This window comes from Mesorhizobium sp. WSM4837 (assembly GCF_055811435.1).
The window spans coordinates 40,728-66,501 of sequence record NZ_JBVVQE010000006.1 but is presented as its reverse complement, the minus strand read 5'-3'; the positions used below and the strand labels follow the sequence as shown (position 1 = coordinate 66,501).

25 protein-coding genes and 1 pseudogene are annotated in these 25,774 nt (G+C 58.5%); 9 read left to right on the top strand and 17 right to left on the bottom strand.

Annotated features, from left to right (window positions below):
- Positions 1–15: 15 nt before the first annotated feature.
- The 6 genes from AC0L3D_RS05210 to AC0L3D_RS05185 all read right to left on the bottom strand — a co-directional run bounded on the left by AC0L3D_RS05210 (position 16) and on the right by AC0L3D_RS05185 (position 7,143).
- Positions 16–1,041 carry an NAD-dependent epimerase gene (locus tag AC0L3D_RS05210; protein ID WP_473643343.1) on the bottom strand — a complete coding sequence of 342 codons (1,026 nt, stop codon included), beginning with the start codon at positions 1,039–1,041 and terminating at the stop codon, positions 16–18.
- Entirely contained in the window at positions 1,041–2,315 is a 1,275-nt protein-coding gene (locus AC0L3D_RS05205; RefSeq protein WP_473643341.1) for a nucleotide sugar dehydrogenase, read from the bottom strand. The genes AC0L3D_RS05210 and AC0L3D_RS05205 overlap by 1 nt, the downstream gene beginning before the upstream one ends.
- Positions 2,316–2,795: 480 nt before the next feature.
- A complete protein-coding gene (locus tag AC0L3D_RS05200; RefSeq protein ID WP_473643339.1) occupies positions 2,796–4,073 on the bottom strand; it encodes a sugar transferase in 1,278 nt (425 codons plus the stop codon).
- Positions 4,074–4,112: 39 nt separating this feature from the next.
- The gene (locus AC0L3D_RS05195; RefSeq protein WP_473643337.1) at positions 4,113–5,432 is read right to left on the bottom strand and encodes a UDP-glucose dehydrogenase family protein; all 1,320 of its coding nucleotides are present in this window, start codon (positions 5,430–5,432) and stop codon (positions 4,113–4,115) included.
- 137 nt (positions 5,433–5,569) lie between these two features.
- Positions 5,570–6,133, bottom strand: coding sequence for a transcription termination/antitermination protein NusG (gene nusG / locus AC0L3D_RS05190; RefSeq protein ID WP_473643335.1), 564 nt, complete (start codon positions 6,131–6,133; stop codon positions 5,570–5,572).
- Between the two features lie 425 nt (positions 6,134–6,558).
- Positions 6,559–7,143 carry a biotin transporter BioY gene (locus AC0L3D_RS05185; RefSeq protein ID WP_473643333.1) on the bottom strand — a complete coding sequence of 195 codons (585 nt, stop codon included), beginning with the start codon at positions 7,141–7,143 and terminating at the stop codon, positions 6,559–6,561.
- A gap of 125 nt (positions 7,144–7,268) precedes the next feature.
- Between AC0L3D_RS05185 and AC0L3D_RS05180 the strand changes: the two genes are divergently transcribed.
- Together AC0L3D_RS05180 and AC0L3D_RS05175 are read left to right on the top strand one after the other, a co-directional pair.
- Positions 7,269–8,177 (top strand): MBL fold metallo-hydrolase, encoded by a 909-nt coding sequence (locus tag AC0L3D_RS05180; protein ID WP_473643331.1) that lies wholly within the window; start codon positions 7,269–7,271, stop codon positions 8,175–8,177.
- A 611-nt stretch (positions 8,178–8,788) separates the two neighbouring features.
- A complete protein-coding gene (locus tag AC0L3D_RS05175) occupies positions 8,789–9,490 on the top strand; it encodes a formyltransferase family protein (protein ID WP_473643329.1) in 702 nt (233 codons plus the stop codon).
- Positions 9,491–9,959: 469 nt separating this feature from the next.
- Here the strand turns inward: AC0L3D_RS05175 and AC0L3D_RS05170 are convergent, their stop codons facing one another.
- A complete protein-coding gene (locus AC0L3D_RS05170; RefSeq protein ID WP_473643327.1) occupies positions 9,960–10,664 on the bottom strand; it encodes an FkbM family methyltransferase in 705 nt (234 codons plus the stop codon).
- Between the two features lie 354 nt (positions 10,665–11,018).
- Between AC0L3D_RS05170 and AC0L3D_RS05165 the strand changes: the two genes are divergently transcribed.
- Positions 11,019–12,329, top strand: coding sequence for a hypothetical protein (locus AC0L3D_RS05165; RefSeq protein WP_473643325.1), 1,311 nt, complete (start codon positions 11,019–11,021; stop codon positions 12,327–12,329).
- On the opposite strand, the gene AC0L3D_RS05160 is transcribed toward AC0L3D_RS05165, so the two are convergent.
- A complete protein-coding gene (locus AC0L3D_RS05160) occupies positions 12,315–13,145 on the bottom strand; it encodes an O-methyltransferase (protein WP_287181990.1) in 831 nt (276 codons plus the stop codon). The genes AC0L3D_RS05165 and AC0L3D_RS05160 overlap by 15 nt on opposite strands.
- A gap of 172 nt (positions 13,146–13,317) precedes the next feature.
- Positions 13,318–13,614, bottom strand: coding sequence for a hypothetical protein (locus tag AC0L3D_RS05155; protein ID WP_473643323.1), 297 nt, complete (start codon positions 13,612–13,614; stop codon positions 13,318–13,320).
- 93 nt (positions 13,615–13,707) lie between these two features.
- Here AC0L3D_RS05155 and AC0L3D_RS05150 point away from each other — a divergent pair.
- From AC0L3D_RS05150 to AC0L3D_RS05140, 3 genes and pseudogenes are all read left to right on the top strand, one after another.
- A pseudogene (locus AC0L3D_RS05150) lies at positions 13,708–13,926 on the top strand (C40 family peptidase); the annotation flags it as partial.
- Positions 13,927–14,050: 124 nt separating this feature from the next.
- Positions 14,051–14,209 carry a hypothetical protein gene (locus AC0L3D_RS05145; RefSeq protein ID WP_473643395.1) on the top strand — a complete coding sequence of 53 codons (159 nt, stop codon included), beginning with the start codon at positions 14,051–14,053 and terminating at the stop codon, positions 14,207–14,209.
- Positions 14,210–14,573: 364 nt separating this feature from the next.
- On the top strand, positions 14,574–15,125 hold the full coding sequence (locus tag AC0L3D_RS05140) for a hypothetical protein (protein WP_473643321.1): 552 nt from the start codon (positions 14,574–14,576) through the stop codon (positions 15,123–15,125).
- On the opposite strand, the gene AC0L3D_RS05135 is transcribed toward AC0L3D_RS05140, so the two are convergent.
- From AC0L3D_RS05135 to AC0L3D_RS05110, 6 genes are all read right to left on the bottom strand, one after another.
- Positions 15,064–15,888: a class I SAM-dependent methyltransferase gene (locus tag AC0L3D_RS05135; protein ID WP_473643319.1), complete on the bottom strand. Its 825-nt coding sequence runs from the start codon at positions 15,886–15,888 to the stop codon at positions 15,064–15,066. The genes AC0L3D_RS05140 and AC0L3D_RS05135 overlap by 62 nt on opposite strands.
- Before the next feature lie 300 nt (positions 15,889–16,188).
- The gene (locus tag AC0L3D_RS05130; protein ID WP_473643317.1) at positions 16,189–17,037 is read right to left on the bottom strand and encodes a phosphorylase family protein; all 849 of its coding nucleotides are present in this window, start codon (positions 17,035–17,037) and stop codon (positions 16,189–16,191) included.
- An 80-nt stretch (positions 17,038–17,117) separates the two neighbouring features.
- Positions 17,118–17,753, bottom strand: a complete 636-nt coding sequence (locus tag AC0L3D_RS05125; RefSeq protein WP_473643315.1) for an ABC transporter permease — start codon at positions 17,751–17,753, stop codon at positions 17,118–17,120.
- A 148-nt stretch (positions 17,754–17,901) separates the two neighbouring features.
- The gene (locus tag AC0L3D_RS05120; RefSeq protein ID WP_473643313.1) at positions 17,902–18,789 is read right to left on the bottom strand and encodes an ABC transporter permease; all 888 of its coding nucleotides are present in this window, start codon (positions 18,787–18,789) and stop codon (positions 17,902–17,904) included.
- Positions 18,786–19,823: an ABC transporter ATP-binding protein gene (locus AC0L3D_RS05115; protein WP_473643311.1), complete on the bottom strand. Its 1,038-nt coding sequence runs from the start codon at positions 19,821–19,823 to the stop codon at positions 18,786–18,788. Before AC0L3D_RS05115 ends, AC0L3D_RS05120 begins: the two co-directional genes overlap by 4 nt.
- A gap of 28 nt (positions 19,824–19,851) precedes the next feature.
- Entirely contained in the window at positions 19,852–20,892 is a 1,041-nt protein-coding gene (locus AC0L3D_RS05110) for an ABC transporter substrate-binding protein (protein WP_287344674.1), read from the bottom strand.
- Positions 20,893–21,089: 197 nt separating this feature from the next.
- Between AC0L3D_RS05110 and AC0L3D_RS05105 the strand changes: the two genes are divergently transcribed.
- Positions 21,090–22,088: a LacI family DNA-binding transcriptional regulator gene (locus tag AC0L3D_RS05105; RefSeq protein WP_128169409.1), complete on the top strand. Its 999-nt coding sequence runs from the start codon at positions 21,090–21,092 to the stop codon at positions 22,086–22,088.
- Between the two features lie 59 nt (positions 22,089–22,147).
- Here the strand turns inward: AC0L3D_RS05105 and AC0L3D_RS05100 are convergent, their stop codons facing one another.
- Together AC0L3D_RS05100 and AC0L3D_RS05095 are read right to left on the bottom strand one after the other, a co-directional pair.
- Positions 22,148–22,933: a DUF1499 domain-containing protein gene (locus AC0L3D_RS05100; RefSeq protein ID WP_473643309.1), complete on the bottom strand. Its 786-nt coding sequence runs from the start codon at positions 22,931–22,933 to the stop codon at positions 22,148–22,150.
- Positions 22,934–23,008: 75 nt separating this feature from the next.
- A complete protein-coding gene (locus tag AC0L3D_RS05095) occupies positions 23,009–24,637 on the bottom strand; it encodes a fatty-acid--CoA ligase (protein WP_473629716.1) in 1,629 nt (542 codons plus the stop codon).
- A gap of 196 nt (positions 24,638–24,833) precedes the next feature.
- Here AC0L3D_RS05095 and AC0L3D_RS05090 point away from each other — a divergent pair, with 196 nt between their 5' ends.
- Positions 24,834–25,190, top strand: coding sequence for a hypothetical protein (locus AC0L3D_RS05090; RefSeq protein WP_023797902.1), 357 nt, complete (start codon positions 24,834–24,836; stop codon positions 25,188–25,190).
- Between the two features lie 130 nt (positions 25,191–25,320).
- Positions 25,321–25,710 (top strand): DUF427 domain-containing protein, encoded by a 390-nt coding sequence (locus tag AC0L3D_RS05085; RefSeq protein WP_473629717.1) that lies wholly within the window; start codon positions 25,321–25,323, stop codon positions 25,708–25,710.
- Positions 25,711–25,774: the final 64 nt, after the last annotated feature.

Here is a 25,774-nt window from a genome sequence, read left to right as displayed (position 1 = left end):
TACGTCTTTGATGTTCTACTGAACGCCGAAATATCCGAGATACCAATCGACAAATTTTCTAACTCCAAGCGTCACAGGTGTGTCAGGCTTGTAGCCAACCGCGTCAATCAGGCCAGAGACGTCGGCATAGGTGTCTGGCACGTCGCCAAGCTGCAATGGCAGCAGTTCGACAGCCGCATTCCTGCCAAGCGCCTCCTCCAGAGCCTCGACATATGCCGTTAGCTTTACGGGATTGTTGTTGCCTATGTTGAAGATGCGCCAGGGTGCACTGCTGGTTGCAGGGTCCGGGTCAGCTGAGTTCCAGTCCGCATTCGGAGCTGCAGGCTGGTCGCTTGCACGAATAACGCCCTCAGCAATGTCCTCGACGTAGGTGAAGTCGCGTGTATGATTGCCGTTGTTGAACAATTTGATGGGCTCCCCGGCAAGGATACTTTTGGTGAACAGGAAAAGCGCCATGTCCGGGCGGCCCCAAGGACCATAGACGGTGAAGAAGCGAAGCCCGGTGGTGGGCAGGCCGAACAGGTGGCTATAGCTGTGTGCCATCAGTTCGTTCGCACGCTTTGTCGCCGCATAGAACTGCAGCGGATGGTCGGCAGGGCGATGCTCGGAAAAAGGCATGTTGGTATTCGCCCCATAAACGCTTGAGGTACTAGCATATGTCAGATGAGCCACACGACTGGCGCGGCACGCCTCAAGTATGTTGGTGTAGGCGATAATGTTGCTTTCCACGTAGGCATGAGGGTTCTCCAGGCTGTAGCGAACCCCAGCCTGGGCAGCGAGATGGATCACGCGATCAAATGCATGAGCAGCAAAGCAGGCATCCACCACGCCCTTTTCAGCCAGATTGCCGCGGATGAAATGAAAGCCAGAATTAGTTCTGCGGTTCGCTTCGTCCAGCAACCGCAATCTCGCTTCCTTGATTTCAGGGTCGTAGTAGCTGTTGACACTGTCTATTCCGACCACTTCATCACCGCGCTCCAGCAAACGCTTCGATACGTGATAGCCAATAAACCCAGCGGCGCCGGTCACCAAAATTTTCATCAGAAGCGTCCATCCGTGATTTCCTTGGGAAACAAGCCCTTGATGTCGTAAATGACACCCGGGATCTTGCGAAGCGCTTGTAGACCGGCAGCACCCAGCGCGTGAAATTGCCTGTGCCCCACCGCCACAATCACGCCATCATAAGGCCCCGCGGGCTTGTCCTTCACACTGAACACGCCGAGTTCTCGAGCACATTCCTGCGGATCGACCCAAGGGTCCCAGAGATCAACTTGGGCGTTATACTCCTTCAATTGTGCAACCAAGTCGGCAACCTTGGAATTTCGCAAATCCGGGCAGTTTTCCTTGAAGGCTGCGCCCATCACAAGAACTCGGCTACCAACGACGGGTATTCCTTTGCGCATCATCAGGCGGGCTGTCTGGTCCGCTGCGTGTTTTCCCATGCCGTCGTTGATTCGACGGCCGGCGAGTATGACCTCTGGATGATAGCCGAGTTCTTGCGCCTTATGGGTGAGATAGTAAGGGTCTACGCCAATACAGTGCCCCCCGACGAGGCCGGGTGTGAACCGCAAAAAGTTCCACTTCGTGCCGGCGGCTTGCAGGACCTCTGACGTGTCTATGCCAAGCTTGCCGAAGATCAGCGAGAGCTCGTTCATCAGAGCTATGTTGAGGTCTCTTTGTGTGTTCTCGATCACCTTCGCCGCCTCTGCGACAGCAATGCTGCTCGTCCGATGCGTGCCCGCAGATACAATCGACGCATATAACGCATCAATGGCGTTGGCGGCCTCTGGGGTTGACCCGCTGGTGACCTTCACAATTGTCTGCAGCCGATGCTCGTGGTCGCCCGGATTGATGCGCTCGGGGCTATATCCCAAAAAGAAGTCTACATTGTAGCTCAGGCTGGAGTGTTTCTCGATAAGCGGTGCACACACCTCTTCCGTGCAACCGGGATAAACAGTTGACTCAAAGATGACGACTGCCCCGCGAGAGATGACCTCACCAACCATCGTTGATGCACTAACCAACGGCCTGAGATCAGGGCGGTTAGCTTTGTCGATCGGCGTGGGAACTGTTACAATGAAAATTCCGCAGTCGCGCAGGTCATCTTTGTTCGTCGTAAATTTCAGCCGCGACGCCAACCTGATTTCTTCACGACTAGCTTCGAGCGTGTGGTCTTCTCCACGCCTGAGGGAATCCACCCTAGCCTGGCTAATATCGAATCCGACCACATCTTTTGTCGCAGCAAAGGCGATTGCCAACGGCAGGCCAACGTAACCTAGCCCGATGATGGCAATTTTTTTGGACTCTAAGTTCATTCTGTCTCCTGCCTACGTTTGTGGACTCGGTAATCGCATGCCCGATCTACTAGCAATTCTACTTCGCATCAAATAGAAGTGATTCTTGTCTAACGTCGATCCTTGCACTCAAACCCGCCAATCCTTGGGGCAAGCTGCACGTCCTTCTCCCCATCGTGCCGAGTGATGCGGTCGATTTCTGCAACACGTCGCATCCCGTTTTCGAGGGACTCTCGGGTAGGATAGGTCCGGTTGGAGGTATCTACGGTCCACCTCGTCCAGCAGTTGGTAGATTGCGAATCGATGTTTGGTTGGTCTGCCGACAATCCTTAACCTCGATGCACCTCGCGATGCTAAGCTCCACAAAACCACGGACCGCGGTTTCTCGACAGCAAGGGTATTTATCTGGAGCACCATGGGCGCCTCCCTTTCCGCCCGATGCCATTAGCACATATCAAATTGCAGCAATCAGACTGCAATTTCGGAGCCGCTTGCAAGCTTTTATCGAGCACCAAAACCTGTCAGCATCGTTCGGATGGTGCGAAACACAATCAGAACGTCGAGCCAAGGGGAGAAATTCTTGATGTAGTAGAAGTCGTAGTGAAGTTTTTCCAGGACATCGTCGACGGCCGCGACGTGGCCTTGGTTGACTTGCGCCCATCCGGTAATGCCGGGCCGAACGATGTGGCGGTATCGATAGAATGGCAGCTCGGCCTCGTACCACTTGGAGAGTACGAGTGCTTCCGGGCGCGGTCCGATCCAGCTCATCTCGCCACGCAGGATGTTGAAGGCCTGCGGCAATTCATCGATCCTGGATTTTCTCAAGAACTGCCCAAGGCGCGTGATGCGCGCATCGCCGGCCTTTGTGATGGCCTCTTCCTTTTCATCGCCAACCGGGGCGCCGAGTTTCATTGTCCGAAATTTGTAAACTTCGTAGATCTTTCCTCTGTAACCCATTCTCTCTTGCCTGAACAAGGCCGGACCAGCTGAGTCAAATTTTATCGCTGCCGCCACGAACAAGAGCAATGGCGAAAAACCCACCAGAATAACTAGTGCCGCAATCCAGTCAGCCGCCTGTTTGATCTTTAAATATGCCTGGTTAGGGTTCAGAGATCCCAAGGTATTTTCGGAAAGGTGTTGTATTTCCACTCGGCCTGTAAGCGATTCGCTGATTTGTTTGACATGGTAGACCGGCGTTCCCGAGAGCGCGCGATCGGCAATATACCGCTCCCATTCATCCGAAAGATCGGCTCGAAGATCGGCCACCACACCGCTGGCATGTTCGACAATCGTCTCGGGCGACTGAATCCGGTGCCAACTAACGCCTGGTATGCTTTGCAGCCTATCGACATCTCCACCGGGGATTACTGCCAGCCGGTATGGGTCGAGCCGACGCGTGGCCAAGCTCAAACCAAAATACCACAATGTCGACTGAAAGAGACTCGCCGCGGCCTGGAAGCGGCTATAGTCGAACCTGAAAAAGAAGATGGCCATGAATACGAGGCCATAAGTCAGGGCGAAGGTGGGCAGGATGTAACCAGCTGCCGCCACACCCGGAAAATTGCCGATGCGCTTGTAAAGCAGGTAACCCGACGTGTGAGCCATGAAGGCAGCAAGAATCGTAGCTTGCATGTTCGTTGACCAGATTACTTGTTGATCGAACGACATTCGGACCATCGCGGGGACCAGGATCGCGAACGTCAATCCGCCAAGCAGCTGAAAGCGCATCCGAAGCAGAAGATGCCTCTGCCTGGGCAGGTTGATAGTGGAGGTGTTCAAATTGCCACTCGCGAACCGGGTCCTACGAAAACCTGACATTCACCTGACAAGATGCCGCTCTCGGCCAACGCTCGAATAGGCTATGCCTTCCTTCACGACATCCTCACCTCGGTAAACGTTTCGAAGGTCAACCATCACTGGCATCGCCATGAGTGCACGGAGCCGCTTGAGATCCAATGACCGAAAGGCATTCCACTCGGTGACGATCACTATCGCATGGGAGCCGTCGGCTACCGCGTAGGCGCTGTCCCCGAATTCAATGCCGTCGATCAGCTTGCGCGCCTGCTCCATGCCGACCGGGTCATACGCCTTGATCGAAGCGCCCGCATCCTTCAGCGCCTGAATGATGGCTAATGAGGGGGCGTCGCGCATATCGTCGGTGTTTGGCTTGAACGTAAGGCCGAGGACACCAATGGTCTTGCCGCGAACCGAGCCCCCGCAGGCATCGACCACTTTGCGCGCCATCGCCCGTTTACGCTGGTCGTTTATCGAGACCGTCGTTTCAATAAGCCGGATGGGACTTGCCGCGTCCTGCGCTGTCTTGACCAGCGCTAGCGTATCTTTCGGGAAACAGGAGCCGCCGTAGCCCGGCCCCGCGTGAAGAAACTTTGCGCCGATGCGATTGTCCATGCCGATGCCCCGCGCGACGTCCTGCACATCGGCTCCCAACCGCTCGCAGAGATCGGCAATTTCGTTGATGAAGGTGATCTTCATCGCCAGAAATGCATTCCCTGCATATTTGGTAAGCTCCGCCGTACGTCGGCTCGTATAGAAAATCGGCGCGGCATTCAGCGAGAGCGGACGGTAGACCTCGCCCATCACTGCCTTGGCCGCTGTGGCGTCGGTCCCGACAATGATGCGATCAGGTCGCTTGAAATCGTCGATCGCCGATCCCTCGCGAAGAAATTCCGGATTGGAGACCACCGCAAAATCGGCCGCTGGATTCTGCTCGCGGATAATTCGCTCGACCTCGTCACCAGTACCAACAGGCACCGTCGATTTCGTCACAACGACCGTAAATCCCTTCAGCGCCCGGCCTACTTCGGCCGCCGCGTCATAAACAAAGGATAGATCGGCAAAACCGTCGCCACGTCGCGACGGCGTGCCCACGGCAATGAAGACGACATCCGATTGAGAAACCGCGTCCGCCAGATTGTCGTCGAAACGCAAGCGACCTTGCAAAGCGTTGGTCGTGACGAGCTCTTCGAGCCCTGGCTCATAGATTGGTATCTTGCCGCCCTTGAGCATGGCAAGCTTTTCTGGATCGCGATCGATGCAGCAGACCTGATGGCCAAAGTCGGCGAAACAGGCGCCCGAGACAAGCCCAACATAACCGGCACCAATCATTGTTATTCGCATGCCACGTACTCCCAATCGGCGCGGATGAGGCGATCTCGCAGAGCGCAAGTCTTATCAACCGACGGCTACCGCACTCCAGGGTGAATCCCCGAGAGCGGATACCACAACAATTACATCACGGCGCCTTGATGGTGGCGCTACGCGATCGCAACGAGTTCCCTTGAATCCATGTCAACAGGGATCTCGCCATTCATGATGGCAACCAGGACTGGGGCCCTTCCGGCTGGATCGAGCCGGTCAAGGCGACCGATCATCTCCGCGAAAGGACCTGAGAGAATCCGAACCGAGGCGCCTGCAGTAAGGCCTCCACTGAAATCAAGCAAGCCGTCCTTGCCGGTCAGAGCGATGAACCGCTCCACCAGTCCCGAGGGGGCCGGCAATGGCCGTTCACCCTGCATGATGAGGGAGCGCACACCGAAGGTTCCGTTGGCCGAGCGCCACCGCTGCAGCGCAACATCGAGGGCGATGAACATGTAACCTGGAAAATAGGCTGCCGGTCGCGTCTCGACGCGCCGGGCATGACGAACGGTCCTCTCGCAGCGCGGTGTAAACGGGTGAAACCCCTGTAACCGGAGATGCCGTTCGGCGACGTCTTCCTTTCCCGGAAAAACGCTGGGGGCATACCAGCGCGCTGCGGCGCCGACCGCGGGCCGTTGCAACGATGAAGTCGCCTTAACAGTTGTTTTTTCCGGGGTGATCACAAGTATCCTTCTCGGCGGTCTTTGGCACGGTCGGGGCAAGCGTTACGACAGCGCGAAAATACCAGCAAGCAACCATGTCGCGAGAATCGATGCCGTTGGTCGAATCCTATTAATTGTCCACTACTTTAGCTGCGCCTAAAAGTCATCGCGCCGCTTTCTTTTTAGCTATCCAGCAGCGGTATCGAGCAATTGTGTCGATATGTAGCTGCTTGGTAACGCTGACTCGCGACGAACCGCAGGCTCTTCTGGTCCTTAATCGGTCGATTTGAACATTGTGTGACGGTTATCGTTAGCAAAGTGTTACCGACCGCTTGGCGGTGGCCTGCTTCGACGAGAACTCGCAGCAGGCCGTCGCGGAAACGGGACCACGATCACGTCCTGTGGTTGCGGGGACTCGATCTGTGCTGCGCCCGATCGACAGGAATTCAGGGGCGCCTGAGCAGCGACCAGACGGCTGGCACAAGGCTCGCCGCCAGGGCGACCTTGATCAGGTCGCCGACGATGAAGGGCACGACGCCGAACTGCCATGACTTTTCCGGGCCGATGAGCAGCGCCAGCCAGGCAAAGCCCATCGCCATCATGGCACTTTCGGCAACCAGAATCGCGCTGAAGAGCTTGACCGGATGGCGATCCCAGCCGCGATCGGCGGCCCAGCCGACGATCGCCGCCATGACGAGGAAGCCGGCAAGATAGCCGCCGGTCGAGCCGAGCATGTAGGCAATGCCGAGGCCCTTTTCCGGCGTGCCCTGGAAGACCGGCAAGCCGATGGCGCCCTCCGCCATGTAGAGAAGCAGCGTGGCGACGCCGAGGCGCATGCCGAATGCGGCTGATATCAGAAACACGGCCAGGGTCTGCATCGAGATGTCGACCGGTCCGAGCAAAACCCTAGTCTTGGCCGACAAGGTCAGCACCAGCGTTCCAACGATCGCCAGCAAAAGCTGCGTCGCCAGGCGGGCCGCGCCCTTTTCAGGCAGAGCGAGAGAAACAAGCGGCGTCGTTGCAATTGCCATGGTCTTCCTCATTGCGGACTGCCGCAGATCGCGGCCTTGCGTTTTCCTATATTGGCTTCCGTGTTATGCGGCAATCGGTTTTGCCGACATCGGTTTTGCCGCCTCTGGAACAGGGCTGAACTGCCATGGCGCTGAAATTCGACACAGACTTCGACCCGGCCTACGGCCAGGGCGTGACCGTTGCGCCCGACGTGGTTCGGATCACCGCGAAAAATCCCGGCCCGTTCACATTCTACGGCACCAACAGCTACATCGTCGGGCGCGAGACGCTGGCGGTGATCGATCCGGGGCCGGATGACGAGGCGCATCTCAAGACACTGCTCGAGGTGATCGCAGGCAGGCCGGTCAGCCACATTTTCGTCAGCCACACGCATCGCGACCATTCTCCGCTGGCAGCGCGGCTAAAGCAGCACACCGGTGCGATTGTCCTGGCCGAGGGTACGCATCGGCCGGCGAGGCCACTGCGCATTGGCGAAATCAATCCGCTCGACGCCAGCGCCGACACCGCCTTCAATCCGGATATCGCGCTTGCCGACGATATGGTGGTCGACGGCGACGGCTGGGCGATCAGAACGGTGCCGACCCCGGGCCATGCCGCCAATCATGCAGCCTTTGCGCTGGAAGGAACCGGTATCCTGTTCTCGGCCGATCACGTCATGGCCTGGGCGACCTCCATCGTTGCGCCGCCCGACGGCGCCATGGCTGACTATATGGCCTCGCTGGATCGGCTGATCGAGCGTGACGACCGCCTGCTGCTGCCCGGCCATGGCGGGCCGGTGACAGCGCCGCGCAGCTTCATGCGCGCGTTGAAGACGCATCGCAGGATGCGCGAGCAAGCGATCCTGGAGCGGATCAGAAGCGGCGACCGGACGATCATGGAGATGGTCGCGGCGATCTACCGGGATACCGATCCGCGCCTGCACGGCGCGGCCGGGCTGTCGGTGCTTGCCCATCTCGAAGACCTGGTGGCGTGCGGCCTCATCACCACCGACGGCGACCCGGCGATCGACGGCATTTTCACTCCTATGGCATAAGCACTGTTCGCCCGGGGTCGTGCCGACCCGGCCTGCGACTTCCTGATCCAGTTCGGCAAGCAAATCGACGATACGGGCCGCAGTATCGCCAAGGTCGTAGCGTCCGGAACGAGAGGCCGAACGCATGTCGACGGTGGCCGCATCGCCGTCGTCGGTCACGCGGACAGCGACATCGGCGGGAAGGCTGAGGACGAACTCTTAGCCAGGGCGTTGATCGTCGCCTCGCCTTGCCATTCGCGTCGGGAAACGGTCCTGAGGCTGCCGATCCTGCGCCCAGCGGATCGGACTTCCATCGACGGTCGATGGCTGTGTCCAACCGAGAGAACGCAAACCGCTGCGCTGCCTCAATGAAATTTTCATACGACAGTGACTCCCAGGATCGAAGATTTCTATAAAACGCGTGGAGCTTTTAGCAAGCTGCCTCTGCTTAATCGAAAATCTGATCCTGAACACCCAATCAGTGCGCCGGCGGAAGATCGCTTTCAGCTAAATCGGCTACGCTCGTGTTGAAGTCGGAAGAAGATGATCGAAGGAATGGCCTCCCCGTTGACAGTATTCTGGCGTGGTGACAGAGGATGGCACCCTTTAACTGATTGGGCTAATCTGCCCGAATGAAGCTGTGTCTACTTACCTACGACTGCCCTCACTTAAAAACGTTGCAGGTCCACAACGCCCTGCACCAGCAAGGTATCCTAGATGTCGATTTCCTGCTCATGCCTTTTACACGGAGAACGAATCGCGATGTTTTATGCCAACATCGGCCGGAGCAGTTTTCCGGGCCGATCCCGCATCAAATCGCCGCGGTTTCGGGCGGATCAGTCTACCCATACCGCGATTGGCCTGCCCTGCTGGACAGGTACGACTACTTTCTCGTGTGTGGAGCAAATCTCATTGAGGCGGAGTTCGCGAACAGCGGCAAAATACTCAATGTGCACGCCGGACTCATTCCAGCCGTCAGAGGCTTGGATGCCTTCAAGTGGGCGATACACAGAGGGCAGCCGCTCGGAAACACCCTCCATCGCATCAATGCAGAGACCGACGCCGGGGAAGTCCTCGCCCACATGTCGACCCCGGTTTTCATGGATGACAGCCTCGAAATACTGGCTGCCCGCCACTACGCTAACGAGATCTGGATGCTTTCCAATTTCCATCGGGTTATGGCTGTAGGCGAGAAGCAACCGAACTTGGTGCCTGCTGCGCCAACGAAGCGAATGTCCGTATCTGTTGAAGTTGAGATGATCAGCTTCTTCACTGCCTACAGAGCGCATCATGCCGTCGGCAGACCAGACCTTGGAGCGCACTCGGCCAATTAACGTGGTCCAGATTGACTCAACGTCTGGTGGAGCCGCTAGCGTACCGTTTACGATATCGAAATTACTTTGGTCATAGTTTAGGTGTCCGTTCGGTTCGGGAACACTACCAGTTGGGATTACAAATGTCAGACGAGCAAAAGACATATAGGCAGGCCGAGAATATCCGGGAAAAGAAGCGGCCTGACGTGGCCTTATTCGACCCTTGGGCCAAACATTTCGTCTCCCAAAACGGACGTAGTGACTTCCAAAAGGCGCTGGAATCCTCCGTAAGAGACGAGTTTTAGTCCCCGGCGAACGCGGACCACACAGGCAAGGCTCATAATGCGACGGTGGTGTGACAGCATCGCCAGTGGGAGCTTACCTAGAACTGGGCGACGCTGTGGTCCATGTCGGCGGCACTGGCGCAGCGATAAACGGTCTTGGACTCACTATGGATTTCATCGAATACTAGGAAACAGGGTGCCACCACCTAAACCTTCAGGAACACCGAAGTACCGCCAGCACTCGCTACCTCTTTGAAGCCTTGGTCAATTATACCGCGCTTGAGTTCATCTGTCGCGGCGGTGCCGGAAAGCTTCGGGTGAAACTCGATGATGAGCTTGTCGAAATGCCAGAAGTCGGAGGCCGGTATGGAAGTTTCGGCGCCCTCGATGTCCATGATCAGCACATTGGGCGAGAAAGGCAGATCGCGCAGCAGGGTCGGGACAGACAACATCGGAACGGTGCCGCGCTCCAGCTCATTGTCGCGGGCCAGTGTGCTTGACGACCAGAAGTTCTTGCTGATCCCGAAGCTGATCTCACCGTCCGACGCCCTGACTGCAACATTCTTCCATATTGGGAAGGGAACACTGCTCAGCCGGAAATTTTCGCGCACGATCTTTCCAAGGCGCGGGTTCGCCTCAACCATGCAGTAATGCGAAACGCCGATGTTCTTTATGATGGTGATTGCCATGAAGATTGAACTGCCAGCCTCGATCACCTTGTCTGTCTTGGTGATGAACTTTTCGGCAAGCTCAGCATCTCGCGTCTCGTAGCCGCGAAACATCACATAACGCATACGGCTAGAAACACCCTCCAAGGAAAGGGTGGCTCCTTCAACGGTGACACTTTTCTTCCCCGCTGTTGCGGCTGCAAACGCGTAGTCACGAACGGTTCTGGCTACATTGGTGATCATGAGCGTGCCCCATTGACAAGCGCTATCGCCGCCTTAATCCTCGGCTCTGCTTCGCCTCGAATGTGGCGATAGGCATCGATCAGGGCTGCCAGATAGCCAATGGTGAAATCTATGTCCGGCGGACTCGCTTTGTAATTGTCGATCCTGTCCCTAAGCCAAGTCGCTAAGCGCGTTTCATCGAGGTCAACGACCCACCATCTGGTTTCAAATTCATATGTCCGCCTCAGGAAAGTGAGGCGCGATACAATCCTTTCGGAACGGAATAGTCAACGCTAACGTAGCCGTGTACTTGACCTTTGGAGAAGCACAGATGACGATGACGGCGCCGTCCGTGATGCAGCGAGGGGAGCCGACTTGATACTTGTCCTTTGGGCCGCCGTGATAGGCGCCATAGTTGTCTGCTACATTAACTTCCCGGCTGTCTCCGTGCCTTGGATCGGGGTTGTCGGGCTGTTTTCCTACACCATACCGGCTCTGGTCGGGCTCACGAGCCCGGTTATGCCGACCGGAATGGCTGCCCACTTCGCCCCGGCCTCGGCTCATGCGACGAGTGTCATGGCGATCGTGTGGATATCGTTTGCCGCGTCCATAGCCATCGCAAATTCGCTTGGCGTTATTGTTCGAAATCCAATCCGGGTGGTGCCGCACCCGCGCTACGTTTCACGTTTCCTTACGCTGATCTTCCTTCTCAGCGCCGGTATATTCGCGTCCTACGTGGCGAGGCAGGGCACCGGATGGTTTCTTCAGAGCCGTTCGGAACTCGGGTCCGCAATCGGCGTCGACTGGCTGATCTGGAAATGGAGCAATGCCTTAGGGCTGATCGTTGCCGCGTATTTCTTTAGTTGGTCCCGACTCTCTAAGGTCTACGCGGCCTATTTTGCCACAATGATCGTGATCAACATGATCGCCGGGGATCGAACCACGCCCGTTATCGCCGTGATCGGCGCTATCTTTTCTGTGAGTTGGGGAATGCCCATATCACGAGCGGTGTTATCGCCTAAAGCGTGGCTCAGCGGTGGGGTTGTCCTCGCCATCGTCTTCCTCGCCAAGCCGTTCTATGTTGCTATGAAGACCGGGCAGTCCTTCGGCTACGTGTTCGACAGCATGTCGACGATGGCGTTTCAGTCTGGCTGGGAAGCCTTTGCAACGCATGAATTGCTTGAGCGAGTTACGGCCCTGGGAGTCTCTTATTCCCCATGGGCCACCCTTCGGGACAGCCTGGCTCAATTTTTGGTGATGCCATCAGCATTCGGTTTCGACAGTACCGGTTATAACGAGTTGATCCAAACTCAGATCGTTAGCTACGCGACCTATGGATTAGCATCGAACTTCTGGGCTCACTGGTGGTCGATGTTTGGCCTGGTCGGAGCGGTAGCCGGCGGGATGGTTTATGGGTTCTCCCTGATTTTCTTGAACAACAAGATCCTGCGCAGCGAAGGGACGGGGTTCTTCCTTTTCATGATGCTCGCCGCGATTCTAGGTGTTTATGTTCACCGGAACTCGCCGGAAAATATCCTTGCGCTGATGAGGCCGATCGTTCTTGCCTACGGGGTTGTCTGGCTGGCGATGCACGTCATTCCTTTGCGGGCGCAATATCGCGGAATGCAGCCTATGCCTAACCGGAATGATGGGTTCCGCGGCATCGTCTCATCACGCTCGTTTTGAACCCCAAGCATAGGACCGCGTCTGGGAAGCTGTCAGCCGTCGAATGGAATATTCTCCGGCTTTCTCGATTTCATCGACGGCAGCAACAACGCCATCAAATGTGCCGGGTGTGACGTCATCGAACACGATCATATCGTCCTTTGCCTGCAGCCGCGACACGCATTGGAATTCTTTCATCACGTCCTTTTTAGTGTGCTGTGCGTCAACGAAGGCAAAATGAATCCGATCGACCCCGAGCCTTGGCAATTGGAAGAGAGTGTCGCCTTGCAGGAAGACAATTTTGTCCAATAGAGATTGCCATGGCTGGAGGAGTTCCGCCCTGGTCTTCTTGCCTTCCTGATCGTCAATACAGTTCCAGAAGAAGCTTCTATGGTGAGGAAGGACATCCAGCGTGAGGATGTGACCAGCGACGCCTGCGTCCTCCAGTGCCTTGGCCATACATATTGCGGAGAAGCCCCGCGCTGTACCTGTCTCGACTATGGTGACAAAAGAACTCGGGTTCTCAGCAAGGTAGCGTCGCAATAAACTGTAAAGCACGCGTCCGTGAGGATACGCGAGTGGACTCTTCTTGATGGTGATCTGGGTGTGGAGGGCTAGATCGTCGAGCCACTCTCGGCTGATCGCGAAGCCGGTTTCTGCCTCGAGCTTATCAATTTCCGGGAAAGCGACCTGCCGCGTTTGTTCGAACAGCCGCAGATACTCCTGCTTTGAGGCGCGCGGGGACTTGCCAAACGGGTCCTCGTTCCAGCGACGATCGATCAATGCGGATAGACGGTCAAAGGCCATGCGACTGGCCGCGCCGATGAAATGTCTCATCTAGTAACCTTTTCGTTGTTTGGGATAACAGTGGCGCGTTGTCAAAAGACGGTAGTCAGTAGCAGGTAGAGCGTTACCACGCCCAAGATGAACATAAATGGATCATACCATTCTTGCTTGCGCGGAGGCTCGTCCTCGTCAAAACTGGGGCGTCTGTCCAGCATGGCGGCTCTTAGTGAAACCTATGCAGATCAAACGAAATAAGACGATCCACATTGCGAACTGGAAAGACCCGGGCCAGCCAGCCTTTTCGCGCCACTATCAGACTGTCCATGCGAAGCGTGTATTTCCCGGCATCGTGTGACCAGTTGATAATAACGGCATCGCAATCAACGGGTTTGCCCGCCATCTTTGATAGCGTCAGGAGGCCGGTTCTTTCCATCAGGATCATCGTCCCTGGTGGTGGCAGGGCGTCAGCGTCGCCAGAGAACTCGTAAAAATACGTATTGCTGAAATCCAACGGGTGCATGGCGCCGGTCCTCGATAGGTACGCCCCACAAAGGCGGCATCTAAACATACCCCAGCACCGAAAAGTCAATCCCCACAACTCATAGGTACACCAATGTCTGATCCGGCATGGCTTTCGACTGCCAAAAAGTATCTCGGGCAGCGGGAGGTCCACGGCCCGCAACATAACCCGCACGTCCTCCAATGGCGGAAGAACATGGGCGCGCCGTTCAAAGACGATGAAACGCCCTGGTGCGGGGCCTTCGTGGGGGGTGTTCTGGTCGAGACCGGCATCAAGCCGGTTGTCGGCGATGCCAGTGCGCAAGCTTGGCTGAAGCTCCCGGTTAAGATACCCAATCCAGCGGCCGGCTGCGTCGTCGTCTTCTGGCGCAAATCGCCGACCAGCGGCCTTAGGCCATGTCGGCTTTGTCGTCGGCAAGGACCAGGCTGGGCATATCATGGTGCTGGGCGGGAACCAAGGCGACATGGTGTCGATCAAGCCGTTCTCGACCGATCGCGTAAAGGTCTATCGCTGGCCCAGTGTCTATCCCTATCCGGAGCGCTTCAATCTGCCCGTCATCAGCAGTGATGGTCGCGTTTCCACGAACGAGGCGTGACGTGAACCTTCTCGCTCGCAACGTTCACAAGCCGATGGCTGATCTGGAAATGGAGCAATGCCTTAGGACTTATCGTCGCTACTTATTTTTTCGGCTGGTCGCGGTCATGCAAGCTCTATGCGATCTTTTTCACCACAATGATCGTGATCAACATGATCGCCGGGGATCGAACCACGCCCGTCGTCGCCGTGGTGGGAGTCATTGTCACGCTGAGTTGGGGAATGCCGATCTTTCGTGCTGTGTTCTCCATCAAGGCTTGGTTCGGTGCTGCCCTGGTCCTCGCCGTCATCTTCCTAGCTAAGCCGTTCTATATAGCGGTAAAAACTGGGGTGTCGTTCAGTTCCGTTTTCGACAGCAGTCGACGATGGCGTTTCAGTCTGGTTGGGAAGCCTTCCAAACGCATGAGCTGCTCGAACGCGTGCTTGCGTTGGGAGTTTCCTATCCGGCATGGGACACCTTGCGCAATTCCATGGCGCAATTGTTGGTCATGCCATCAGCATTCGGTTTCGACAGAACCGGCTATAATGAGTTGATCCAGACCCAGATCATCAGCTACGCGACTTATGGACTGGCATCGAATTTTTGGGCGCACTGGTGGTCTACGTTTGGCCTGGTCGGAGTGGTAGCCGGCGGAATGGTCTACGGGTTCTCGCTGATTTTCTTGAACAACAGGATCCTGCGCAGCCGGGGGACGGGGTTCTTCCTATTCACGATGCTAGCGGCAATTCTAGGTGTTTACGCTCATCGCAACTCGCCGGAAAATATCTTGGCGCTGATGAGGCCAATTGTTCTCGCCTACGCGGTAGTGTGGCTTGGAATGTACGTTGTGCCCTTGCACACGGCCTATCGACGCATCATGCCGTCCAGGATTCAGACTTGGGCTTTTGGAAAACGTAGAGGCGGGTGTGAAAGCTGAGTGGGCTAATCACCCTATCCACACCGGCCCTGATCATCCGGGCGAACGGCTGCTTCATATCGTAAAGCACCTGGAGAGGGGCGCGGAGAAAACCTGCCTCATCCTTCATTCCCTTGAAGCCCCCGCGAGGCTTTGACGAGATGAGCCGGAACCCGTGTCTCTCGAAGCCCTGGACGATCGATCCCGGGGACAGGATGAACTGATAGAACCCGGTGAGGTCGCGGCCATCAATAGAGGGGTATGATCCCATCTTCGCCTTCAGCCGGCGCAGTGGCGACATCGACGGAACCGTGATGAAGGCATAGCCGCCGGGACGCAGCACCCGATACATTTCGGCAAGGATTTGGTCATAGCCATCAAAAAAGTGCTCGATGACACCAAGCGACCAACAGCCATCGAAAAACTCATCGGAGAACTGGCGAAGGTCGCGAACGTCGCCGAGTGAAACCTTTAGCTCTGGCGCAATGCTGTTTACCAGTTCGACCGTTCTGGGCGCGTAGTCGATGCCGTAGGCATCAAAGCCGGAGTGATGAAGCCCGAACACTGTCTGGGCAAGGCCGCAGCCGGCGTCGATGACCTTAGCCCCCTTTGGCAATCTGGCGGCCGTCTCTTTAACGACGAAGCGATCCTTGCGCCGGACGGCCTTGGCAGCTTCGTCATTGGACCAGTGGTCATCCCAGAAGCCTTCGTCGGCAGGCCGGCCAACATACACTAGACGGCTGTTGGGCCGGTCATAATAAACTGAAACGGCTTCACGCCCCATACGTCACCTACAACGCCTTTCGAGGCGCCTTTCGAAGGCGGCATCTAAACATCTCCCGGCACTGAAAAGTCAATCCCCACTACCTGCCGTGATGGCCTGACGACGGACCCCCTGATGCCTTCGGGCAGAGAGGCGTCGCCGGGCCGGACCTTCTCTTGGCCCAACCGCCGGCGCGCTGCTCAACTGGTTCAGGGAGCTTTTGTGGCTGCTCATCGTGCTCAATTGCCTGAGAAACCTGTAGCAGCCTGATCCGCCTTCATTGTTCACGGCGACTACATCGCATCAGCTCATTTCACGGGCTCAGAACCGGCTGGAGCGCTCTTCCGGTTGAGGCGACTTCAGAGCCTGGCAAGAGCATTGCGGATTGGCCGGAAGTCGCGCGGCGGTCTCCAGCGCGACAAGCGAGGCTGTCATGGACAGATTGGGCAGCACGTCCTCCTGCAGCAATTTCTGGCGGTTGCGGTCCATATAGTCGTTAAAACCCGCCGTGACGAACGCACAGGGCACGAAGCAGGCGCCGATCTCGCGCGCCAAGGTGGCCTCAGGGGCGATGGAATGGTTGAGCACATCCGCCCCCATGCCGCGATAGGCCAAGGCTTCGGCCGGCGTTGTCAGCCGCGGCCCATAGCAATGGGCAGCCACCAGCTGCTGTTCGATGCCATGGACGCGGGATGGCCAATGGCGACGGGCCGTTTCGACCAGAACCGCCGCACATCTTGGGCATACGATCTGCTTGCCCGAACAGTCAAAACTCTGGCGATCCGGAAGCAGTGAAAACGGGGTCTGCGTCAGTTCGATGATGTCGGCGGGCACCACCATGTCGCCGGGCTGGATCGCCTTGTTGACAGCGCCAACGGTCGAGCAGGCGAGGACCTGCCGCACACCCGCTTGCATCAACACCCAGAACGCTCGGCGATGGCAGGAATGGTCGATATGGTCGCGGGGATTGCCGTGCGAATACATGCACAACGCGCGCTTTTCTCTGCCTTCGGCTGAAATCGAGGCATCGAACTCGAGCAACTTCCAGTTGTCGGAACGACCGAAAGGCGTTTCAAAACTCATGTCGCGCCGCAGCGTGCGCACGCCCTCGACTCCGACATCTTCCGGGAAGGCAAGCCCCCAGTTTGCCGACCCGGTGATGATGGCCAAGCCTACCTGAGGGATGTCAGTCGATCGGTCCGCCGGAGCACCGGCCGCGTGATGATTTTGGGGCATGCTTCCAGTCTCGGTCAGGATTTTTGGCGAACGGCCACGATCACGACGACGACCACAACAATAGCGGTCCACAATGTCGAGATCGCCGCAATGGTCGGATCGATCTGATCGCGCAGCGAGATGAACATGAGCTTCGGCATCGTGCTGTTGCGACCACTTGCGACGAAGATCGAAATCACGGACTCATCGAGCGACGTCAGGAAGGCCATCAAGGTCGCCGACAACAGGCTGAGCCGAAGTTGCGGAACGATTATTCCGCCAATGGCCCTGGCCCAGTCCGCGCCGAGGCTGCGCGCCGCCTGAACCTGGTTCCAGTCGAAGCGAGCCAGGGCCGGCAACAACACAATGCACGCCACCGGAACAGCCAGCACCACATGTCCGACCAGCACACCGAACAGCGTTCCGACCAGACGTTGCGCCGCCAGCACAAAGAAGAGGCCGATCGCCAGCAGGATTCCGGGGGTGACCGAGGGGGTGAGCAGGACGCCCTGGATGGAAGCCGCGGTCTTGCCGCCCAGCCGATTCATCGAGATGCAGGCGAGCAGCGCAAAAGGCACCGCGATCAGCGCCGTCAATGTCCCGAGGATCAGGCTGGTCCTGAGCGCTGCCATCCACGTCGCCGAGCCGAAGAAGTTCTCGTACCAGCGCAACGAGTAGGCTTGCGGCGGAAACTCGAGGAGGCTCGACGCCGAAAACGAAAGCGGCACCACCACGAGCGTCGGCAACATCAGAAATGCCATGACCAGAGCAGCAAAGCTCCACAGGACGATACGGGCGAGCCTGTTTTGCGGATAGGCTTCAAGCATGGGAGGCTGCCGCTGCGTTCTGGGCCAGCAGGCGGCGTGCCGCCAGCAGCATCACACCGATCAGCGCCATCAGAACGAGGAGCAGAATGCCCAGGACGCTCGCCGATCCCCAATCCTGAAAGGTCGATAGCGCACGCTCGATCCGGGTGGAGAGAGGATTTACCTTGCCGCCGCCAAGCACCGCCGGCGTGATGAAAAAACCGATGGAATAGATGAGGACGATGACCGAACCCGAGAAGATGCCGCCGGCCGAAAGCGGCATGATGACGGTGCGGATGACCTGCCCGAGCGTGGCTCCCATGCTCGCTGCCGCGCGAACGAGGTTTGGGTCGATATCGCGCATCGCGGCATAAACCGGCAGCAGAAAGATCGGCAGCATGTAGTGAACCATGCCGATCAGCGTCCCGGTGAAGTTGTAGACCAGCGGCAAAGGCTCCGCCGTCAGGCCCGAACCAGTCAAGGCCGCGTTGATCAGGCCATCACGCCGCAAGAGCACGAGCCAGCCATAGGTGCGCACCAGGATGGCGGTCCACAGCGGCAGCATGACGAAGGCCATCAGCACGTTGGCCACCCTTGGTCTGGCGCTGGCCAAGGCGAGTGCCAGCGGGATGCCCAGAAGAATGCAGATCGCCAGCGTGCCGAGGGACAGTTCGAGGGTGGTGACGAGCGCCGACCATGTCAGTCCGCTCGACAGCACTTTGGCGTAGTTGCCGACAGTGTACTCACCGCCTGTGGTCAAAAAAGATTGCCGGATGATCCAAAGGATGGGCAGTATCGCCGCCAGTCCAACGATGAACAGCGCCGGCAGCGAAAGCGAAAGAAAAAACCGCCGCTCGCGGCGCGCATCCGCCAAGAGCGCTGGATCCGCGGTGACGGTCACGCCAGCGCTCCCGGTATCGCGTGAACCTTCGCTGCTGGTGCATAGGCGGTCATCCGCTGACCGGCGGCAAGCTCGGCGCAGCCGCCGGCCAGTGCTGCCGGAATGCAGACAAGGACCTCCTGGCCACCGTCAAGCGCCAGCGTCAAAAGCCAGTTCTCGCCGCGGAACGCCTTGGCGCGCAGTGTTCCTTCGAGAGCCACTGCGTCTGCCCCGGCGAGCTTGGCATCAAGATGGAAGCTTTCGGCGCGAATCATCAGGGTCTCGCGTGACGCTTCGGCGCCGTCGATCCTGCGCACCGAGCCCGGCGGCACAATGTTTGCTTCGCCCATGAACTCGGCGACGAAGCGGGTCGACGGACGATCATAGATCCGCTGCGGCGTATCGATCTGTTGGATGCGGCCGGAGTTCATCACCGCAATCCGGTCGGACATGATCAGCGCTTCGCGCTGGTCGTGTGTCACATAGATTGTGGTGATCCCCAGGTCATCGTGCAGACGCCGGATCTCGTACTGCATGGTTTCGCGCAGATTCTTGTCGAGCGCCGACAGCGGCTCGTCCATCAGCATCACGCGCGGTTCGAAGACGATTGCCCGCGCCAATGCCACCCGTTGACGCTGGCCGCCGGACAGTGCGGCAACATTGCGCTCCGCCAGGCCATCCAGCTTGACGCGGGCCAGGGTGGCAAGCGCCCGCTGACGCGCCTCCGCTCTCGGCGTCTTGCGCAGCGCCAGCGGATACGCGACATTCGCCAGGACATTCATGTGGGGAAACAAGGCGTAATTCTGGAATACGATGCCGATGTCGCGTTTGTTCGGCGCCAGGCGGGTGATGTCGCGATCGCCCAACAACAGCTTGCCGGAATCCGGCCGGACAAAACCGGCCAGAGCCATGAGCAGCGTGGTCTTGCCCGATCCCGATGGCCCCAGCAGCGTGAGGAACTCGCCAGCTTGAATGTCGAGCGAGACATCATCCAGTGCGACGTAGGACCCGTAAGCCTTGCTGACGCTGTCGATGGTGATCGGGAGCGACTTCATCATCTGCTCCAGCCTTGTCAGCCGAGACTCAGCGGGCCATCATCTCGTCGAAGGCCTGTTGGGCAGCCTCGCCGTTCTTGACCCACCATTCCGAATTCGAAAACACCGAAGTGCCGGCATTTTCAGGCGCGGTCGCAAGCGTCTTCAGACGGTCCTCGGGAATCAGGCCACCCTCATAGGCCGCAGGATTGACCGGGCCATAGGCGATGAAATCGGTCAGCTTCGCAACACGCGCGGGCTGCGTCATCGCTGCGATGAGCTTCATCGCGGCTTCCTTGTTCGGCGCGCCCTTCGGCACCCCGAGGCAGTCCGTGCCGATGACCGAACCCTTGAACGTGTAGTCGGCCGCGCCGCCATCTTTTTTCACAGTCTCTGCCCGTCCGTTCCAGGTAACGACCAGATCCGCCTCACCATCCTTCAGCAGCTGCGCGGACTGGGCTCCCGAGGTCCACCACACGGCGACATCTGGTTTGATCGCTTCAAGCCGCTTGATGGCGCGCTCCAGCCCTTCCGGCGTGCTGAGCACGGAATAGACGTCCGCCGGCGCCACGCCCTCGGAGAGAAGCGCGATCTCGATCGAGTCCTGCGCATTGGCGCGCAACGCGCGGCGGCCGGGGAATTTGGCTACGTCCCAGAACTCGGCCCAGGTCTTCGGCGGGTTCTCGCCATAGGTCTTGGTGTTCCACGACAGGACGGTGCCATAGGAATCGAAGGGATAGCAGTAGTCGGACGCGGCACCCTCCGGCACGGATTTGGGATCGATGATCTTGTAGTCGAGCGGCTCCAGCAACGACTGAGCGGCGGCCTGGGCGCCTTCCGGCGAGCCGAGGTGGATAATGTCGGTCGCAACTGCCCCCGAGGTGACCTGCATCTTCAAGGCGGCCAGGCCGTCGCTCAGCGTCTCCTCGCGAACATCATGGCCTAGCTCTTGTGCAGCAGGGCCCCACATGGCCTCTTTCATGGCGTTGCCATAATCGCCGCCTGCGGTCGTGATGGTGAGTGTTTGCGCATGGACGGGCAAGGCAGCCGAGATGGCGAATGCTGTTAAGGAAATGCGCAGCCAGGACATAGGTTCTCCTCCCCAACTTGATCAAATAATGCCTGAAATGGCTATTTATTTGTAATCGTAACGTTACGATTGCATCTGAATACGCAGGAGTCAAGCTGCTTGCGACGGGCGTTCGGATTGACCGGGATGTCGAATCCGGTAACGTTATGGCGGTCAGCAAGTCAGCCGGCGCTTTCGCAAATGAAGTCGGGCGAACAATGGCCAATCTAAAGCAGATCGCGGCGGAACTTTCCCTCTCGGTGACCACAGTGTCCCGCGCTCTGAAGGATGGGCCGGAAGTGCAGCCCTCGACCATAGCCCGCGTCAAGGAGGCGGCCAAGCGGGTCGGCTATCTGCCAAATCATCATGGCCGTGCGCTAAAAACCGGTCGAACGCTGACGCTGACGGCAGTGCTGCCGATGGAGACCCGAGACCATCTCTCCGATCTGTTGAAGCTGCCTTTGATCGAAGGCATGACGCTGGCGGCGCGAAAAGCCGGTTATAGTCTGTCCATCTATTCCACCACGCCCGACGACGATCCCGTCGAGAGCGTGCAGCGGCAGCTCCAGGCGCGCAGCACGGACGGACTGATCATCACGCGCCTGGTGTCGGGTGATCCGCGCGTCAAGCTGCTGCTGGATCAACGCATGCCATTCGTCGCGTTTGGAAGAACCGACCTGGACACCGCCTATCCTTATGTCGATGTCGACAATGAACAGATTGCCTACGAGGCAACCCGACGGCTCATGGACAAAGGCTGTCGACGCATTGCACTGCAACTTCTGGTTCCAGAGGATCAGGCGAGTGCCATGCGTCTTTCCGGCTATGCAAGGGCAATGGCCGAGGCCGGCATTCCGATCGACCAAGCGCTGATCGGTCATGGCATGTTCACCATGGAATCGAGCGCAGCCTGGTTCGATCGCTTGCTGGCTTGTTCAGATCCGCCGACAGGCTTGGCATGCGCCAACGAACTCGGCCTTCTGGGGGCGCTGCACGCTCTTGGCAAAAGAGGTCTTGCGCCGGGGAGCGACGTCCACATCGTCACGCGTGACAGCACACGGCTGGCACGCTTCCTGCCGGCAAAGATCGAAGTTCATTCCGTCGATATGGCGGCTGTCGGACGCAAGCTTGTCGAAGTCCTGGAGAGCCGGATCATCAATCCGCTTGGACCGGTGGAGACAATCCTGCTCAAGGGTGAATTCGACCCCGGCGAATAGCCTGCCCGCATACTCAACCCGTGATTGTATCAGCCGCATTTCTGTGGCGTCAAAGCGATTCACTCGGCCGGGGCCGTGCCGACCTGGCCGGCGACTTCCTTATCCAGCTCGGCCAGGAAATCCACGATGCGGGCCGCATTGTCGCCAAGGTCGTAGCGGCCGTAACGCGAGGCCGAGCGCATGTCGACGATGACCGCATCGCCATCGTCGGTCACACGGATGGCGACGTCGGCGGGAAGGCTGAGGATGAAGCTCCTGGCCAGGGCGTTGATCGTCACCTCGCTCTGCCCGATCGCCCGCGGAAACGGCGCCGCAAGCTGCCAGTCCCGACGATCAAGCACGGTTTCGACTGCTTCCAGGACCCGATCGAAAGGCAGATTGTAGCTGCGTCCGGTGACAAGCGGATAGGTCTCGGCCTGCAGGCGCCGCTCGCCCGGGTTCGGTGGCGAAAGCGCGTTCATATCACCGGTCCGGGTGCTGGTGTCGAGCACCGGCGGATCGTCGAAATCCGTCGAGATATCCCTGAGCGGCGGAGAAGTCGCTGCCCAGTAGGCGGCAATGCCAAAAGGAACAAGCACCAGCAGTGCCAGCACCGTGCCGACGGTGAGATCGCGGCCGCCACGGTCGCCGAAATTCCACAGTCTCGAAAAGGCAAATCCGGCGAACAACAGCGCAAAGGCGGCAAGCAGCGCGACAATGCCGAGCACCCAAAGGAAAGCCGGCGTTTCAACAAGCTGATATCGGTGGCCGACGAGAACCGTCAGCAGAAGGACCGCCGAAAAAGCGCCTGTCCGCCGCGACCAGCCGGCCGCCCTCGACGTCTGTCGCTCGGGAGTTTTCATCATTTTCAGCACTGCTTCACCCCGGACCGGCGCTTAAGCCGTCCAGCGGCGGCTTGAAAGCGAAAGACGTCATGTCAGTCAGTCCGTCGGCAGGCGGTAGTCCCTGAACTGCCGGCGCAAGGTTGTCTTCTGGATCTTGCCGGTAGCGGTGTGGGGAATTTCGCCGACGAAGGCGACGTCATCCGGCATCCACCACTTCGCCACCTTGCCGTCCATGAAGGCGAGGATATCCGTCTTGGTCGGCTCGCGGCCAGGCTTGCGGACGATGACAAGCAACGGCCGTTCACCCCATTTCGAATGTTGGATGCCGATGGCGGCCGCCTCCGCCACATCCGGGTGACCGATCGCGAGATTCTCGAGCTCGATGGTCGAGATCCATTCGCCGCCCGACTTGATGACGTCCTTGGCGCGATCGGTGATCTGCATGTAGCCGCCCGGGTCGATATGGGCGACATCACCGGTATCGAACCAGCCTTCTTCATCGAACTGTTCGGATCCGATGCCGCCATAATAGGCACGCGCGACGGCCGGTCCGCGGACCTTCAGCCGCCCGAATGTCCTGCCGTCCCAAGGCAGTTCCTTGTCGTCGTCGTCGGTGACCTTCATTTCGACCCCGAAAGGTGGAAAACCCTGCTTGCTCTGGACGTCGAGCCGGGCTTCGCCCTCAAGCCCGGCATAGCCCGGCTTCAAGGTACACAGCGTGCCGAGCGGCGACATTTCGGTCATGCCCCATGCATGGATGACCTCAACATCGTAATTGCCCTGGAACTTTGCCGTGATCGCACGCGGGCAGGATGAGCCGCCGATAACGACCTTGTTCAGATAGGGAAGTTTCTTGCCGGTCTCCTCCAGGTACTGCAGCAGCATCAACCACACTGTCGGCACGGCGGCGCTGAACGTAACCTTTTCGGTGTCGAGCAATTCATAGATCGAGGCGCCGTCCATCTTGCAGCCAGGCATGACCAGCTTGGCGCCGATCATCGGGCCGCTCTGGCCGAGGCCCCAGGCGTTGGCGTGGAACATCGGCACAACCGGCAGTATGGTGTCGCGCGAGGAGAGGCCCATCGCATCGGGCATCGCCGCAATCATGGCGTGCAGCACGTTCGAGCGATGGCTGTAGAGCACGCCTTTCGGATCGCCTGTCGTGCCCGAGGTGTAGCACATGCCGGCGGCGGTGTTTTCATCGAACGTCTTCCAGGTGAAGGCGCCGTCGGATTCGTCAAGCCATTCCTCATAGGCAACAGCATTCGGCAGCGCCGTTTGCGGCATGTGCGCCTTGTCGGTCAGCACGATCACCTTTCTGAGCGATTTGACCGCGCCGGCGAGCTTTTCAAGCAGCGGCACGAATGTCAGATCGACGAAGATCGCCTTGTCCTCGGCATTGTTCATGATCCAGGCGATCTGCTCGGGAAACAGGCGCGGATTAAGCGTGTGATAGATCGCGCCGACACCCATGATGCCGTACCAGGCTTCGATGTGGCGCGCCGTATTCCAGGCCAATGTGGCGATGCGGTCGCCAAGCCCAAAGCCATCACGCTCGAGCCGCTCGGCGACCCGCAAGGCGCGGCGATGAATTTCGACGTAAGTGGTGCGGACGATCGGGCCCTCGATCGAGCGCGACACAATCTCGCGTTCGCCGTGCTGCCTGGCTGCGTTGTCGATGAGCTTGTGGCAAAGCAGCGGCCATTCCTGCATCAGTCCGAGCATTCTTTTCCTCCCATGGGTTTTCGTTCCCCCATTGGTTTTCGTTCCATTGTGGGACGAACACGCGGATTGTCCAGCCATGACCGGGCAGAAGCAGCCCATTGTTCAAAAAGGCAGGGAAAACCGCCACAATCCGGCCATTGTCGACATTAACTTTGATTAATGGTAGGGGTGTGATTGGCGAATGAAAGAGGTTCGCATGGACGCGCAGCTCGACGACAAAGCTCTCGAAGATTCGCTTGCCGAAAGCCTGGCCGATTTGGTGCCGGACGCCAAAACCGTTTCCGAGGACGAATTCGTCGAAGTCGTCGGCGGCGCCCTAGAGGCGGTCGGCGGCACGCTGCTGTTCAAGATGTGCGTTCAGAACGAAGGCGAAAGCCAGCACGTCGCCGCGGCTTGCGTCGGCGATGGCGGCAACCGCCAGTTCCTGCTTCTTACCTTGCCGACCGGCGGTGGTGCGCTCAAGGTCGAAACCGCGTCGCGAAGCACCAATCCGGTCGCCGGTATCGCCGCCGCCTATGCCGGGCTGATGGACGCCTTTCAGGCTGCCGCCTGATCGGTCATAGCCAAGCTCGATTTGACGAGAGATCCTTCAACGCCAAAAGGCGATGGAGCCCCCGCATTCGACAGCGACCTTGCGTAGCGCGCACGCCCTACACACCTTAGGTCGTGCAAGGAGAACCGTCATGGACCAGACCGCCAATCCGTCACCCGGCTTTCAGCGCAACCCGGATAAAGTCATTACCATCGAGCCGTACAGCGGAACTGTGACCGTACGCGCCGGCGACGCGGTCATTGCCTCGTCCAGGAGGGCCAAGGTGTTGACCGAATCCCCCTACCCCGGGATCCTCTACATTCCATTCGAAGACATCGATTTCGACCAGCTTCGCAGGACGGACTCGTCGACTCATTGCCCATTCAAGGGCGATGCGGGCTATTGGAGCGTGCTGCCTGCCGCGGAAGCAGGCAGGGATGCGATGTGGGCCTATGAGCGGCCTTTCGACGAGATGATCGAAATCCGCGATCACGGCGCGTTCTATCCCAACAAGGTGACGGTCGAAGCCAAACCAGCTTGAACAGGGCCAGCCTGAGCAGGGCCAGCCTGAGCAGGGACGGCTCGTGGCCTGTCCCGCCGATCAA

Excerpts from the sequence above, each read along its gene's own strand:
- AC0L3D_RS05210 (WP_473643343.1), bottom strand. The coding sequence starts at position 1,041 with ATGAAAATTTTGGTGACCGGCGCCGCTGGGTTTATTGGCTATCACGTA.
- AC0L3D_RS05205 (WP_473643341.1), bottom strand. The coding sequence starts at position 2,315 with ATGAACTTAGAGTCCAAAAAAATTGCCATCATCGGGCTAGGTTACGTT.
- AC0L3D_RS05195 (WP_473643337.1), bottom strand. The coding sequence starts at position 5,432 with ATGCGAATAACAATGATTGGTGCCGGTTATGTTGGGCTTGTCTCGGGC.
- AC0L3D_RS05185 (WP_473643333.1), bottom strand. The coding sequence starts at position 7,143 with ATGGCAATTGCAACGACGCCGCTTGTTTCTCTCGCTCTGCCTGAAAAG.
- AC0L3D_RS05180 (WP_473643331.1), top strand. The coding sequence starts at position 7,269 with ATGGCGCTGAAATTCGACACAGACTTCGACCCGGCCTACGGCCAGGGC.
- AC0L3D_RS05175 (WP_473643329.1), top strand. The coding sequence starts at position 8,789 with ATGAAGCTGTGTCTACTTACCTACGACTGCCCTCACTTAAAAACGTTG.
- AC0L3D_RS05170 (WP_473643327.1), bottom strand. The coding sequence starts at position 10,664 with ATGATCACCAATGTAGCCAGAACCGTTCGTGACTACGCGTTTGCAGCC.
- AC0L3D_RS05160 (WP_287181990.1), bottom strand. The coding sequence starts at position 13,145 with ATGAGACATTTCATCGGCGCGGCCAGTCGCATGGCCTTTGACCGTCTA.
- AC0L3D_RS05155 (WP_473643323.1), bottom strand. The coding sequence starts at position 13,614 with ATGCACCCGTTGGATTTCAGCAATACGTATTTTTACGAGTTCTCTGGC.
- AC0L3D_RS05145 (WP_473643395.1), top strand. The coding sequence starts at position 14,051 with ATGGTGCTGGGCGGGAACCAAGGCGACATGGTGTCGATCAAGCCGTTC.
- AC0L3D_RS05140 (WP_473643321.1), top strand. The coding sequence starts at position 14,574 with ATGGCGTTTCAGTCTGGTTGGGAAGCCTTCCAAACGCATGAGCTGCTC.
- AC0L3D_RS05135 (WP_473643319.1), bottom strand. The coding sequence starts at position 15,888 with ATGGGGCGTGAAGCCGTTTCAGTTTATTATGACCGGCCCAACAGCCGT.
- AC0L3D_RS05115 (WP_473643311.1), bottom strand. The coding sequence starts at position 19,823 with ATGAAGTCGCTCCCGATCACCATCGACAGCGTCAGCAAGGCTTACGGG.
- AC0L3D_RS05110 (WP_287344674.1), bottom strand. The coding sequence starts at position 20,892 with ATGTCCTGGCTGCGCATTTCCTTAACAGCATTCGCCATCTCGGCTGCC.
- AC0L3D_RS05105 (WP_128169409.1), top strand. The coding sequence starts at position 21,090 with ATGGCCAATCTAAAGCAGATCGCGGCGGAACTTTCCCTCTCGGTGACC.
- AC0L3D_RS05100 (WP_473643309.1), bottom strand. The coding sequence starts at position 22,933 with ATGATGAAAACTCCCGAGCGACAGACGTCGAGGGCGGCCGGCTGGTCG.
- AC0L3D_RS05095 (WP_473629716.1), bottom strand. The coding sequence starts at position 24,637 with ATGCTCGGACTGATGCAGGAATGGCCGCTGCTTTGCCACAAGCTCATC.
- AC0L3D_RS05090 (WP_023797902.1), top strand. The coding sequence starts at position 24,834 with ATGGACGCGCAGCTCGACGACAAAGCTCTCGAAGATTCGCTTGCCGAA.
- AC0L3D_RS05085 (WP_473629717.1), top strand. The coding sequence starts at position 25,321 with ATGGACCAGACCGCCAATCCGTCACCCGGCTTTCAGCGCAACCCGGAT.